This window comes from Micromonospora sp. C97, from assembly GCF_018070385.1.
Taxonomy (GTDB): domain Bacteria; phylum Actinomycetota; class Actinomycetes; order Mycobacteriales; family Micromonosporaceae; genus Micromonospora; species Micromonospora parva.
On the sequence record NZ_JAGPXU010000011.1, the window covers coordinates 50,239 to 62,744 of the forward strand.

The window sequence follows — 12,506 nt, forward strand, 5'->3', positions numbered from 1 at the left end:
TGGCTGTCCCCTGTCCAGCCGTTCCCACCGCGATTCGATAATGCACATTATGTAAAGTACCGTTATCTGACGGTCCCCTCGGCAGTGGTCACTCGCGGGTCAGTCCGGGCGGGCACGCGTCCTCGTCCAGGCTGACGGGGCGGGCGGCGACCAGCGGATTGCGCTGCAGGCGGGCAACCACAGCGGCGCTGGCGCCGAAGTCGGTCCAGGTGTCGTCCCACAGCGCGGAGACGAGCCACGAGCGATCCGCCGGAAAAAACAGATCCGGCAGCGGGCCATCGCCGCGCATGTGACCGACCCTCCAGGTCAGTGCCTGTTCAGGTCCGGCTTCGACCAGCACGTACGGATACTCCGAGTAGAGCGACACCCTCGGGGCGCGCGGGAAGACGACGTCGTGGGCGCCGGTGTCGAGGTAGCCCAGCCACCAGGGCTGGTCCGGGGTGCACGCGACCAACTCGTCCACCACGGCACGTTCGTGGGCGGCGAAACCGACGCCGTCGGGCGGATGGAACGTGGCGTACGCGTCGAACACCGGCGGGATCGCGGCGGTGATCGAGAGGCCCTGCGTGGTCTGCCCGGCGAACCAGGCGACGTCGCCGGCGGTGCCGATCCGCCAGCGGCGCCCGTCCTTGTCGACCTCTTTGAGTGGCGTCACGGTCGATGCGTCCGCGCCGGGCTGCCTGATGAGGCCCGGCGACGCGTAGCGAGCCCACCCGGGTCGTCCGGCGGCCCGCCACTGGTGCCCTTCGGGGCAGATCAGATCCGTCGGGCCGCCCGGCTCCCGGTCGGCGGTGGCCGTACCGGGCCGACCACAGCGCGGGCAGGTGGTGACGGGCGACGTCATGCCGCGCAGGATACGGGCTCCTCGATCGACTTCACTCGGTTTCGCCCGCAGCGGCCGGCGGTGGGTAACGCCGGTCGGCTGCTGTCGAGGGTTCTACAGCGTCGGCACCTGCCCTGGGTGGGTCGGCTCCCCCTCGCCCGGCGGTCGCCCGCCGCCACTTCCCGGGAACGCGAAAATACTGCATAATATCCCTTATGCATGACAAAAAGGACGAATCGCTCGGAGCGCTGATCGAGGAGTTCCTGACCGCTCGCGCCACCGGCAAGCCCTCCCCCCACACCCTGGCTGCCTACCGTCGGGACCTGTACGCGGTGGCCGCCCTGGTCGCCGACGGTGACGCCACTCCCCTCCCCCTCGACGAGCTGTTGATCACCGACCTCTCCCCCCGCGTCATGCGGGCGGCCTTCGCCCGCTTCGCCGCTCCCCGGGCGCCCGCGTCGGTGCACCGGGCCTGGTCCACCTGGAACAGTTTCTTCACCTTCCTGGTCGCCGACGGGGTGGTGGCGGGCAACCCGATGCCGGCGGTCGGACGGCCCCGGGCGCTCCTCCCCCAGCCGAAGCCGCTGCGCGGCGCGGACACCCCCGAGGTGCTGCTCGCGGCGGTCGCCCGCGACGACGGCCGGCAGCGTGACCCGTGGCCGGAGCGGGACGTGGCGGTGCTGGCGGTGGCGCTGTGCGCGGGGCTGCGCCTGTCGGAGCTGCTGGCGTTGCGGGTCGGCTCGCTGGCGGGTCGGCCTGGTGAGCGGCGCATCGAGGTGCTCGGCAAGGGTGGGCGGCCCCGGGTGGTGCCGATCGAGGCGGACCTGGACCGGGTGCTGCGGGACTACCTGGACAGTCGGGTGCGGCGCTTCGGTTCGCGGTCGGTGCGGCCGGACTCGGCGTTGCTGGTGGATCGGCGTGGTGAGCCGCTGCGCCGGGGTGGGCTGCAGTATCTGGTGGAGTCGTGTTTTCGGCGGGCGGGCGTCGGTGACCGGGTGCCGCGGGGAGCGCGGTTGCACGCGTTGCGGCACACCTTCGCGACCCGGTTGGCCGAGGACGGGGCGAGCGCGGCGGAGATCATGCGGTTGCTGGGGCACGCGTCGTTGGCGTCGTCGCAGACGTACATCGAGGTGACGGCCGTTCAGCAGCGCGACGCGGTGCGGGCCAACCGCACCAACCGGGCGTTGGCCGCGCTGGTGCCGGTGCGGGAGGAGCGGTGAGCGCGGTCAGTGGGCCCGCTCGTCGGTGTCGCCGGCGGTTTTGGGCAGTGCGCCGAGGACCGCGTTGATGATGTGGATGCGGGCGTTGGTGGCCCGGTAGTCGGCGCACACGGCGTCGGCCCGGTCGGCGAGGCGGGCGGTGGGTCCGGTGCGGGTGACGGTGACGGTGGTGCCGTCGAGGGTGGTGGTGGTGCCGGCGGTCACCAGGTCGTCGATGGTGTGGGTTCCGGTGATCAGGTGTGCCTTGAGCAGGGTGCGGAGCTGGTCGGTGTGGCGGGTCATCAGGTCGTCCCAGTTGTCCTCGGAAAACGTGGCGGCGAAGGCGTCGTCGGAGGGGGCGAGGATGGTGACGTCGGTGCCGGTGGGCAGGTCGGTGAGGGCGCCGCTGGTGCGCAGGGCCGCTTCGAACGTGGTGAGGGTGGGGATCCACCGCAGTGCCTGGTCGACGGGTTGGTCGGCGAGGAAGCTCGGGTTGCCGGGGTCGGTGCCGGTGGGCAGGGCGGCGCAGAGCGGCCCGGTGACCTGGGTGGCGCTGGTGGTGTCGCGCGGTGGCTTCGGGTCCGTTGTGGTGGTGCAGGCGACCGGGGTCAGCAGCAGGGCCACGGCAACCAGGTGCAGAGCGCGGGACGGGTTCGACACGGCGGGCTCCACGGGTCGGGGTTGGGGGGTGGGGTGTGCCGGCGGTGCGGGGCGTGGTGGCCTCGCACCGCCGGCACGCCGGCTCGGCTAGCTGATGGTCACAGTGCCGCGCACTGGTTGGTGCGCGGGCCGTGCACGGTGTTGGCGACGCCGAGGTTGGTCGGGGCGGTGCTGTTCGCGGTGCAGTTGAGCGGGCCGCGGATGGTGTTGCCGGCGAGCAGTGCCGCGGTGGTGCCGGTGGTGTTGCCGGTGAGGCTGGCCGGGCCGGCGATGGTGACGTCGATGATGGAGATCGCGTTGGTGGTGGTGATCTGCAGCGGGCCGTTGACGGTGCTGTCGGCGAGGACGACGCCGGCGGCGCGGTTGGCGCTGACGGGTCCGCTGATTGTCGTTGCGGTCGCGACGAGTGCCGCGCCGGGCTGGACGGTGACGGGGCCGTTGATGGTGGCGTCGGCGGCGCAGGTGAAGCCGGTGACGGTCAGTGGTCCGTTGCGTCGGCCGGTGAGGGTGGGGTAGACGCGTTCGCCGTCGGTCAGCTTCTCGACGCCCTGGGTGTCGAGCAGCAGCGGGATGAGGCCGCGTTCGGGCTGGTTGAGGGGGACGTACCAGCCGTCGTTGGTCTTGATGACCTGCCAGCCGTGTGCGGCGATGCGCTGGGCGACGGTGGTGCCGACGCCGCCTGGTCCGTCGGTGCGTGCGCCGTTGTACTGCTCGTCGGTGAGCTTGTAGGCGCAGGGGGCGTTGTCGAGGATGAGGTCGGCGCGGGGGGCGTCGAGCGGCGGCGGGCTGTCGCCGGGGTGCGGGGCGGGGTGGGCGGGGATGGGTCGGGAGCCGCGGAAGACGAGGCGGCCGGTGTTGGCGGCCTGGATTTCGATGGACTCGGCGCGGGAGGTGAGGATGTCGTTGCGGTCGGCGCGGTGGTAGTCCAGGAACTGGTGGAAGGTCCACAGGGCCGAGTAGGTCTTGCGGCGTCGGTTGTTGGCGGTGTTGCCCTCGTCGGGTCGGGTCTGTCCGCCGGAGCTGCGCAGTTCCAGCAGGGAGTTGGCGACGTTCTTGAGGCCGAGGGTGTTGCGCAGGATGGTTTCCTCGCTGAGGCCGACGTTGCCGCCGCCTTCGCAGCCGTAGGGGCAGGCCCACCAGCCGGCTTCGGCGCCCTTGGTGTACATGTGGCCTTCGATCATGTCCTGGGACTGGTCGAAGATGGGTTGGGCGACGTTCTGGTGTCGGGGTGGCAGCATCGGCAGGTCGCCGGCGCGGGAGTTGCCGAACTCGTGGCCGTCGTAGCCGGCGACGGGTCGGTAGTCGCGGACCATCTTGATGTACGCGGCGGTTTCCGGCTGGCGGATCAGTGAGTAGTCGCGGTTGAGGTCCTGGCCGGTGGAGTTGCCGCGGGTGTTGTTGGCGCGGCCGTCGCCGTTGATGGTGGGGACGATCAGGACGGTGGTGTGGCTGAGCAGGTCGGTGATGCGGGGGTCGGTGCTGAAGGCGAGTTGCCGGGCCATGATGAGGCAGGCTTCGCGGTCGCCCGGTTCGTTGCCGTGCACGTTGCAGTTGATGGCCACGGGTGCGGTGGCGGCGACGGCCTCTGGGGTGGTCGCGGGGGTGGGGTAACCGATGACCAGCATGTTGATCGGTCGGTTCTGGACGGTGCGGCCGAGTTCGACGACGCGGACGCGGTCGCTGAGGGCGTCGATGGCGGCGGTGTAGGCGTACTCGTCGGTGTCGCTGGTGTACTGGGCGGCGTGGGCGGTTTCCCACTGGGTGCGCAGTTGCTCGCCGGGGGTGTCGGGGTTGCCCCAGGGTGCGGTGGTGGTGGCGACGACCGGGTCGGAGTAGGGCTGTTCGGTGGTGCCGGCGCGGGCGCGTACCCGCCACTGGAAGGTGTCGCCGGGGTTGAATCCGGCGTCGGCGAAGGTGGGTGCCTGTTGGTTGATCTGGCGGTTGGGGCGCCAGATGCCGACGATGGTGGGTGCGCCGGTGGGGGTGCCGGTGGCGTCGACGGCGGTGCGTTCGATCTGGTAGTCGGTTGCCCCGTCGACGGGTTGCCAGGCGAGGGTGGCGTACCCGTCGGCTTGGCGGATGGTGAGGTTGGTGACCTGGTTGGGTGCTGCCGCGCTCTGGGCGTTGGCGGGGGTGGGTGCGGTGGTGAGGGTGAGGGTGAGGAGTGTGGCTACGGCGATCGCTAGGGGTCGCTGGTGTCGCATGTGGCCTCCGACTAGTTGATCGTGGCGCGATTCGATCAGCATGGTCGTCGGAGATCGTCTATGCAATGATCTTGAGGGAATCTTGCGGCTGGGCCTGCCGCTCCCCCGGTGGCCGCCGCTGGCGGGTGTCGGTGGTGGTCAGGGTTCGATGAGGCCCGCGCGGATGGCGTATCGGGTGAGGTCGAGCCGGTCGCGGAGGCCCAGTTTCTGCAGCAGGTTGCTGCGGTGCCGCTCGACGGTCTTGATGCTGATGAACAGCAGTTCGGCGATCTCCTTCGAGGAGTGCCCTTCGGCGACGAGTTTGAGGATCTCCTCCTCGCGGCCGGTGATGGCGCGTTCGGGTACGGGTTCGCCGTTGCGGACGCGGTCGAGGTAGTTGCGGATCAGGGCGGTGACGGCGCCGGGGTAGAGGAACGGTTCGTCGCGCATGGCGGCCCGGCACGCCTCGACGAGGTCGCGGTCGGCGACGGATTTGAGGACGTATCCGTTGGCGCCGGCTCGGAGGCCTTCGAAGAAGAACTGTTCGTTGTCGTACATGGTCAGGATCAGTACCCGCAGGCCCGGTTGCTGTCTGACGAGTTCACGGGTGGCTTGCAGGCCGGTGAGCCGGGGCATGGCGATGTCGAGGATGGCCAGGTCCGGTTGGTGCAGTCGGGCTTGTTCGAGGGCTTCGGCGCCGTCGCTGGCCTCGGCGACGACGGTCAGGTCGGGTTCGCCGTCGAGGATGAGGCGTACGCCGCGGCGTACCAGTGCGTGGTCGTCGGCGAGCAGGATGCGGATGGGCGCGCTCATGCCAGGCCTGCCGGGTCGGGTACGTCGAGGGTGACCTCGGTGCCGCCGGCGGGGCCGGGGCCGATGCTGAGGTGGGCGCCGACGAGCAGCGCCCGTTCGCGCATGCCGCGGATGCCGGCGCCTTCCGGTTGGCCGGCGATGCCGCGTCCGTCGTCGCGGATGCGTAGCCGCACCCCGTTGCCGTGTGGGATGAGGGTGATGTCGACGCGGCTGGCGTTGGCGTGCCGGGCGACGTTGGTGAGGCCTTCCTGGGCCACGCGGTAGAGCACCAATTCGACTTCCTCGGTGAGTACGGGTAGATCGGGTGCGAAGTCTCGGCGGATCTGCAGGCCGCTGTGGTGGGAGATCTCCGCGAACAGGGAGCGCAGGGCGGCGATCAGTCCGAGTTCTTCCAGGACGCCGGGTCGCAGGCGGCGGGCGATGCGGCGGATCTCGTCGAGGCTGTCGCGGGTGGTTTCCTGCACCTGGTGCAGTTCGGGTCGTAGCTCGGGTGGGGCGTTGTCGGCGACGCGGCTGATCTGCAGCAGGACGGCGGTGAGTGTCTGGCCGATCTCGTCGTGCAGTTCCTGGGCGATGCGCCGCCGCTCGTTCTCCTGGGCGGACAGCGCGCGGGCGTTGCTGGCGGCGCGGTCGGCTTCGAGTCGGTCGAGCATGGCGTTGAACGTGCTGATCAGGGCGGCGATGCCGGCGTGTCCGGTGACCGCGGGGCGGGGGCCGGGGCGCAGCAGGTCGATGGTGGTCATCGCCCGGGTGAGGCGTTGCAGGGGTGCCAGGCCGACGCGCAGCAGCAGCGCGTTCGCGACGAGCATGACGACCAGGCCGCCGCTGAGGATGAGTGCCTCGGTGAGGACGAACGGGGTCGACACCGTCACGGGGCCCAGCAGGACCAGGACGGTCGCCGCGGTGAGGACCGCGGCGTTGATCAGGAAGATCCGCCAGAACAGCGACACCGCGTCGAACCTCCCCCTGTCGTCTCCGCCCTTCCATCGTCGCGGGCGCGGCTGCCCCCGGGTGGGTCGACGCTCCGGTACCTCAGGATCTCGTGGGCGTCGAGTGGGTGTCCATGGGGGCTGGCTCCCATGTTGTCCCCTGCTGACCGCCCTGGAATGAGTGTTGGCCCCGATGTCAGCAGTGCCCCCGGTTGGCAACGGTAAAGGGACAGACGGCGGGCGGGCCTTCGGGGTCCGTGGGGAGGGGGGCGGTGGATGACCACGGCGGGCTGGTTGGCGGTGGCGGTGTTCACTGTCGTGTACGCGTTGATCGCGACGGACCGGGTGGATCGGGTGGCCGCGTCGGTGGGCGGCGCGGTGTTGATGCTCGCGGTCGGGTTGACCGGTACGCAGGAGGCGTTCTTCTCCACCGACACGGGCATCGACTGGCGGGTTATTTTCCTGCTCATCGGCATGATGATCATCGTGTCGGTGCTCGGTCGTACCGGCGTGTTCGAGTATCTGGCGATCTGGGCGGCGAAGCGGGCCCGTGGGCGACCGTACCGGCTCATGGTCATCCTGGTGTTGATCACGGCTGCCGCGTCGGCGCTGCTGGACAATGTCACCACGGTCCTGCTCGTTGCCCCGGTGACCATCTCCGTGTGTCGGCAGCTGGGTGTGCCGGTGGTGCCGTTCCTGCTGGCGGAGGTGTTCGCGGCGAACATCGGCGGCACGGCGACGCTGATCGGTGATCCGCCGAACATCATCATCGCGGCGCGGGCCGGGCTGTCGTTCAACGCGTTCCTGGTGCACCTGACGCCGTTGGTCATCGTGCTGCTGGGTGTTCTGTTGCTGTTCTGCCGGGTGATCTTCCGGTCGGCGTTGACGTACCACCCGGAGCGGGTCGGGCCGGTGCTGGCGATGCGGGAACGCGACGCGATCCGCGAACCGCGCCTGCTGCTGTACAGCGGCATCGTTCTCGCCTTCGTCCTCGCCGGGTTCGGTCTGCACACCGTCCTGCATCTGGAACCGGCGGTGATCGCGCTGACCGGCGGTGTCGTTCTGCTGGGGGTGTCACGGCTGGAGCCGGGCAGCGTCGTCCGGGACGTGGAGTGGCCCACCCTGGCGTTCTTCGCCGGCCTGTTCATCATGGTCGGGGCCCTGGTCGACACCGGCGTGATCCAGGTGGTCGGCACCTTCGCCACCGACGCGGTCGGCGACAACCTGCTCGGCGCGTCGTTGACCCTGATCGGCGGCGGGGCGCTCATGTCGGCGTTGGTGGACAACATCCCGTCGGTGACCGCCATCAGCCCGATCATCGAGCAGCTCGTCGCGGCGAACGGCGGCATGGAACAGGCCGGCATGCTGTGGTGGTCGCTCGCGCTCGGCGCGGGGCTCGGCAGCAACGCCACAGTGGTCGCCGCCGCCTCGAACGTGGTGATGGTCGGTCTGGCGCAGCGAGCCGGGGAGCCGATCTCGTTCTGGCGGTTCACCCGCGACGGTCTGCTGCTGACCGTCGTCACCGTCGTGCTCGCCGGCGTGTACGTGTGGCTGCGCTACTTCGTCCTGGGCGGCGCTCCGTGACGCTGCCGTCGCTGTATCTGCTGCTGGCAGCCGGGACGCTGGTGGCGCTGGTCAGCGTGGGCGCCGCGAAGATCGCCGCGAAGGCCGGGATGCCGGTGCTGCTGGCGTACCTGGGTGTCGGGCTGCTGCTCGGCGAGGGTGGGCTCGGGCTGCCGTTCGACGACGCCGCGTTGGCGCAGGCGCTCGGGTTGGCCGCCCTCGCGGTGATCCTCGTCGAGGGCGGCCTGACCACCCGGGTCAGCGACGTGCGGCGGGTGTTGCGCCCGGCGACCGCGCTCGCCACCCTTGCGGTGTTCATCAGCGTCGCCGTCACCGCCGCGGCGGCGCACTACCTGCTCGGCCTGGGATGGCAGCTGTCGCTGCTGCTCGGCGCGATCGTCTCGTCCACCGACGCGGCCGCCGTCTTCTCGGTGCTGCGCGCCGTGCCGCTGCCCCGTCGGCTGAGCAACCTGCTGGAGGCGGAGTCGGGGCTCAACGACGCGCCCACGTTCATCCTGGTGCTGGCGTTCAGCGCGACGAGTCTGAGCACGCTGTCCCCGGGCGGGATGCTCGCCCAGATGAGCTACCAACTGGTGGTCGGCGCGCTCGCCGGCGTCGGGGTGGGGATGGCGGCGGTGTGGCTGCTGCGCCGGCTCACCCTGCCCACCTCGGGGCTGTACCCGATCGCCACGTTCGCGTGCGGGGTGCTCGCGTTCGCCGGCTCCGGCCTGCTGCAGGCCAGCGGCTTCATCGCCGCGTACCTGGCGGGTCTGGTGCTCGGCAACGCCGGCCTGCCGCACCGGCGCGCCACCGAGTCGCTGGCCGAAGGGCTCGGCTGGATCGCGCAGATCGGCCTGTTCGTCATGCTGGGTCTGCTGGTGTCGCCGGCCGACCTGCCGGCGGCGATCGTGCCGGCGCTGGTGGTCGGCGCCGCCCTGCTGCTCATCGCCCGGCCCGTCTCGGTGCTGCTGACCCTGTTGCCGTTCCGCATCCCGCTACGCGAGCAGGTGTTCCTGTCCTGGGCGGGGCTGCGCGGCGCCGTGCCGATCGTGCTGGCCACGGTGCCGGTGGTGGCCGGCACCCCCGGTGCCATGGTCGTGTTCAACATCGTCTTCGTGCTCGTCGTGGTGTTCACCGCGATCCAGGCGCCGTCGCTGCCGTGGCTCGCGCAACGCCTCGGGCTGGCCCCCCACCGCGTCGGCCCGGACCTGCAGGTCGAGATCGCCCCGCTGGACAACATCGACGCCGACCTCATCAACGTCACCATCACCGCGGGTTCGAAACTGCACGGCACGTACCTGGACGAGCTGCGGCTGCCCACGCCCGCGGTGGCCCCGCTGGTGGTGCGCGACGGCGTCGCGTTCGTTCCCGCGACGGACACCCGGCTGCGCACCGGCGACGATCTGCTCGTCCTCACCACCCCGACGGTGCGTGAGGCCACCGAACGCCGACTGCGGGCGGTCAGCCGCGCCGGGCGGCTGGCCCACTGGCACGGCGAGTACGGCGACCCCGACCGGCGTGCGGAACCATCAAGGAGGAGTCCGTCATGGAAATCGAACGAATCGCCCTCCCCGGAATCGGCGTCTCGTACTCGTTCGTCACCGGCGATGGCACCCGACTCGGCGTGATCTGCCACCCCAACGGCGCCCGTGACATCGCCCTGTACGACCGCGACGACCCGACCGACGTCCGTGCCGCGGCGACGCTGTCGCCGGTGGCGGCCCACCACCTGGCCAACCTGCTCGCGGCGACAGCGGTCATCGACCTGGTGCCCGACGGCGGCGCGGACGTGGACGCCGTCACGGTGGCCCGGGTGCCGGTTCCCGCCGGCAGCGACTACGACGGTCGCCCGCTGGGCAGTCTGCGCACCGACGCCGTCGTGGTGGCGGTCCTGCGCGACGGCCACCCCGTCCTCAGGCCCGACGCCCGGCGGGACCTGCGCTACGGCGACACCCTGGTCGCCGTCGGCACCCGCGACGCGATCGACCATCTCGGACGCGCCGTCGCCGGCTACGTCAGCGGCGGTGTGACGACCCGGCGGGGATGACGACGGGTGACAGCCGTGGGGTCAGCCCAGGTCGACCAGGAGCGGCCGGTGGTCGGAGATGGTGGACAGCGGGGTGGTGACCGCGCGTACCGGCGGCAGCTGGTCGAGGGCGTGCCGGTCGGCGAGGATGTGGTCGAGTTGGACCCGGGGCTGCCCGGAGGGGTAGGTGGGACGTCGGCCCAGGGGGTGCCAGCCGGAGATGAGCCGGGCCGCCCCGGCGGGCAGGTTGAGGTCGCCGAGCAGGACGCGGGGGGCCGGTAGCGCGCGCAGGGCGCGCACGGTCTGGCGCAGTTGGCGGGCGTTCCAGCCGGGCACGAACGACAGGTGGGTCGCGGCGACGGTGAGGGGGCCGTGGGGGGTGTCCAGGACGGCGGCGAGGACCACGCGGGGTTCGTCGTGCAGGAGGATGAGGCCGCCGCGGGGGCCGGGCACGTAGACCGGTGAGCGCACCGGCGCCGGTTTGAGCCGGGTGACCTGCCAGCTGCGCACGGGATGTCGGCTGATCAGGCCGATGCCGTAGCAGGGTTCACCGTGCCCGTCGTCGTCGTGGCGCAGCGGGCGGAACTGTTCGCCGGGGGTGCCGACGACGGCGGCGGCGAAGCGGTGGTGGGGTGCGTCGAGGGCGCGGGCGGCGATGGCGGTGAGGTCGAGGTTGCCGCTGCGGTGCTGGTCGCGGTCGACCTCCTGCAGGGCGAGCACGTCGGCGTCGAGGGCGCCGATGGCGGCGGCGAATCGGTCGGAGTCGACGAGCCCGTCGGTGAGGGACCGTCCGTGCAGCACGTTGAAGGTGGCCAGGCGCACTCCTGCACCTTACGTGCCCGTGGCATGGTTGCCGGGTGGTGAAGGTGTTGCTGTGTTCGGTGCTGGTGTTCGTGGCGGTCGGGGCGTTGGGGGTGTTTCTGCGGCGTACGCGAGGTCGTTGACGTGAGTCTGACCACGTCAGGCCCGGTCTGGCCGTCCCCTGTGGGAAGAATTGCCGCCCGTGGACGCCGTATCGCTGAGTACCCTGCTGGCCGCCGCGGCGCTGGCCGGGTGGGTCGATGCCGTGGTCGGCGGCGGCGGGTTGTTGCTGCTGCCGGCGTTGCTGGTGGCCGCCCCGGGGTTGCCGGTGGCCACCGCGCTGGGCACGAACAAGTTGGCCGCGATCTTCGGTACGGCCACGGCGGCGACGACGTACGCCCGGCGGACCACGCTCGACTGGCGGGTGGTGGGGCCGGCGGCGGGGTTGGCGGTGCTCAGCTCCGGCGTGGGCGCCGTGCTCGCCGGGGCGGTGCCGGCGGCGGCGTACCGGCCGGTGGTGTTGGTCGTGCTGGTGGCGGTGGCGGCGTTCGTGCTGCTGCGACCCCGGCTGGGGGTGCTACCGGCGCCGCACCGGCGCACCCCGGCGAGGGTGGCGGCGGCGATCGCGGTGGCCGGGGTGGGCATCGCCCTGTACGACGGGTTGATCGGCCCGGGCACCGGCACGTTCCTGGTGTTGGCGTTCACCGCCCTGCTGGGCTCGGATTTCGTGCACGGCTCGGCGATGGCGAAGGTCGTCAACGCGGGCACGAACCTGGGCGCGCTCGTGGTGTTCGCGGTGACCGGGCACGTGTGGTGGCTGCTGGGCGCGGGCATGGCGGTGTGCAACATCGCCGGCGCGGTGCTCGGGGCGCGCATGGCGTTGCGCCGCGGCTCCGGGTTCGTGCGGGTGGTGCTGGTAGTGGTGGTGGCCGCGTTGATCGCGAAGCTGGGCCACGACCAGTGGGTGGCCTAGCCGCGGCGGCTGGGTGAGTCGAACCGTCCGGCGCGGATCTCGCGCAGCGCCCGGCGTCGGGTGTCGCCGCGCAGGGTGTCGACGTAGAGCCGCCCGCCCAGGTGGTCGGTTTCGTGTTGCAGGGCGCGGGCCAGGAACCCGCTGCCGGCGATGGTCAACGGCTCGCCGTGCTGGTCGACACCGTGGGCGGTGGCGTGCATGGCCCGCACGGTCGGGAAGTACAGGCCGGGGATGGACAGGCAGCCCTCCTCGTCGTCCTGGAGCTCGTCGGACAGCTCCAGGGTCGGGTTGATGAGGTGGCCACGGTGTCCGTCGGCGTCGTAGACGAACACCTGGGCGCTGACGCCGATCTGTGGTGCCGCGACGCCGGCCCGGCCGGGGGCGCCGAGCAGGGTGTCCATCAGGTCGGTGACGAGGGCACGCAGCTCCGCGTCGAAGGTGGTGACCGGTTCACATCCGGTGCGCAGGACAGGGTCGCCGATGATCCGGATGGGCCGCATGGTCATGCGGGTCAGCGTATCGCCGTCCGGGCGCGC

General features: G+C 71.4%; 12 protein-coding genes. 5 read left to right on the forward strand and 7 right to left on the reverse strand.

Annotated features, from left to right (window positions below):
• Nucleotides 1-88 precede the first annotated feature (88 nt).
• Nucleotides 89-844: a hypothetical protein gene (locus KBX26_RS32405; RefSeq protein ID WP_247680722.1), complete on the reverse strand. Its 756-nt coding sequence runs from the start codon at nucleotides 842-844 to the stop codon at nucleotides 89-91.
• Between the two features lie 194 nt (nucleotides 845-1,038).
• Here KBX26_RS32405 and KBX26_RS16845 point away from each other — a divergent pair, with 194 nt between their 5' ends.
• Entirely contained in the window at nucleotides 1,039-2,043 is a 1,005-nt protein-coding gene (locus tag KBX26_RS16845; protein WP_210865838.1) for a tyrosine-type recombinase/integrase, read from the forward strand.
• Nucleotides 2,044-2,049: 6 nt separating this feature from the next.
• Here KBX26_RS16845 and KBX26_RS32410 read toward each other — a convergent pair whose 3' ends face one another.
• The 4 genes from KBX26_RS32410 to KBX26_RS16865 form a co-directional block, all read right to left on the reverse strand.
• Nucleotides 2,050-2,682 carry a fasciclin domain-containing protein gene (locus KBX26_RS32410; RefSeq protein WP_210865839.1) on the reverse strand — a complete coding sequence of 211 codons (633 nt, stop codon included), beginning with the start codon at nucleotides 2,680-2,682 and terminating at the stop codon, nucleotides 2,050-2,052.
• Between the two features lie 98 nt (nucleotides 2,683-2,780).
• Nucleotides 2,781-4,886 carry a M14 family zinc carboxypeptidase gene (locus tag KBX26_RS16855; protein WP_030327685.1) on the reverse strand — a complete coding sequence of 702 codons (2,106 nt, stop codon included), beginning with the start codon at nucleotides 4,884-4,886 and terminating at the stop codon, nucleotides 2,781-2,783.
• Between the two features lie 138 nt (nucleotides 4,887-5,024).
• Nucleotides 5,025-5,678: a response regulator transcription factor gene (locus tag KBX26_RS16860; protein ID WP_030327686.1), complete on the reverse strand. Its 654-nt coding sequence runs from the start codon at nucleotides 5,676-5,678 to the stop codon at nucleotides 5,025-5,027.
• The gene (locus KBX26_RS16865; protein WP_210858751.1) at nucleotides 5,675-6,628 is read right to left on the reverse strand and encodes a sensor histidine kinase; all 954 of its coding nucleotides are present in this window, start codon (nucleotides 6,626-6,628) and stop codon (nucleotides 5,675-5,677) included. The genes KBX26_RS16860 and KBX26_RS16865 overlap by 4 nt, the downstream gene beginning before the upstream one ends.
• Before the next feature lie 255 nt (nucleotides 6,629-6,883).
• Here KBX26_RS16865 and KBX26_RS16870 point away from each other — a divergent pair, with 255 nt between their 5' ends.
• From KBX26_RS16870 to KBX26_RS16880, 3 genes are read left to right on the forward strand one after another with little or no spacing between them, the layout of a single operon-like run.
• Nucleotides 6,884-8,191 carry an SLC13 family permease gene (locus KBX26_RS16870; RefSeq protein WP_210865840.1) on the forward strand — a complete coding sequence of 436 codons (1,308 nt, stop codon included), beginning with the start codon at nucleotides 6,884-6,886 and terminating at the stop codon, nucleotides 8,189-8,191.
• Nucleotides 8,188-9,798 (forward strand): potassium/proton antiporter, encoded by a 1,611-nt coding sequence (locus KBX26_RS16875; RefSeq protein ID WP_210865841.1) that lies wholly within the window; start codon nucleotides 8,188-8,190, stop codon nucleotides 9,796-9,798. The genes KBX26_RS16870 and KBX26_RS16875 overlap by 4 nt, the downstream gene beginning before the upstream one ends.
• Nucleotides 9,717-10,217, forward strand: a complete 501-nt coding sequence (locus tag KBX26_RS16880) for a cation:proton antiporter regulatory subunit (RefSeq protein WP_210865842.1) — start codon at nucleotides 9,717-9,719, stop codon at nucleotides 10,215-10,217. The genes KBX26_RS16875 and KBX26_RS16880 overlap by 82 nt, the downstream gene beginning before the upstream one ends.
• Before the next feature lie 21 nt (nucleotides 10,218-10,238).
• Here KBX26_RS16880 and KBX26_RS16885 read toward each other — a convergent pair whose 3' ends face one another.
• Complete coding sequence (locus KBX26_RS16885) at nucleotides 10,239-11,018, reverse strand: endonuclease/exonuclease/phosphatase family protein (RefSeq protein ID WP_210865843.1); 780 nt, start codon at nucleotides 11,016-11,018, stop codon at nucleotides 10,239-10,241.
• 181 nt (nucleotides 11,019-11,199) lie between these two features.
• Here KBX26_RS16885 and KBX26_RS16890 point away from each other — a divergent pair, with 181 nt between their 5' ends.
• Nucleotides 11,200-11,970 carry a TSUP family transporter gene (locus KBX26_RS16890; RefSeq protein WP_030327692.1) on the forward strand — a complete coding sequence of 257 codons (771 nt, stop codon included), beginning with the start codon at nucleotides 11,200-11,202 and terminating at the stop codon, nucleotides 11,968-11,970.
• On the opposite strand, the gene def is transcribed toward KBX26_RS16890, so the two are convergent.
• Nucleotides 11,967-12,476, reverse strand: a complete 510-nt coding sequence (gene def, locus KBX26_RS16895; protein ID WP_030327693.1) for a peptide deformylase — start codon at nucleotides 12,474-12,476, stop codon at nucleotides 11,967-11,969. The two genes, KBX26_RS16890 and def, sit on opposite strands and share 4 nt — an antisense overlap.
• Nucleotides 12,477-12,506 lie beyond the last annotated feature (30 nt).

Coding starts and splice junctions, on each gene's coding strand:
- KBX26_RS32405 (WP_247680722.1), bottom strand. CDS start 844: ATGACGTCGCCCGTCACCACCTGCCCGCGCTGTGGTCGGCCCGGTACG.
- KBX26_RS16845 (WP_210865838.1), top strand. CDS start 1,039: ATGCATGACAAAAAGGACGAATCGCTCGGAGCGCTGATCGAGGAGTTC.
- KBX26_RS16855 (WP_030327685.1), bottom strand. CDS start 4,886: ATGCGACACCAGCGACCCCTAGCGATCGCCGTAGCCACACTCCTCACC.
- KBX26_RS16860 (WP_030327686.1), bottom strand. CDS start 5,678: ATGAGCGCGCCCATCCGCATCCTGCTCGCCGACGACCACGCACTGGTA.
- KBX26_RS16870 (WP_210865840.1), top strand. CDS start 6,884: ATGACCACGGCGGGCTGGTTGGCGGTGGCGGTGTTCACTGTCGTGTAC.
- KBX26_RS16880 (WP_210865842.1), top strand. CDS start 9,717: ATGGAAATCGAACGAATCGCCCTCCCCGGAATCGGCGTCTCGTACTCG.
- def (WP_030327693.1), bottom strand. CDS start 12,476: ATGACCATGCGGCCCATCCGGATCATCGGCGACCCTGTCCTGCGCACC.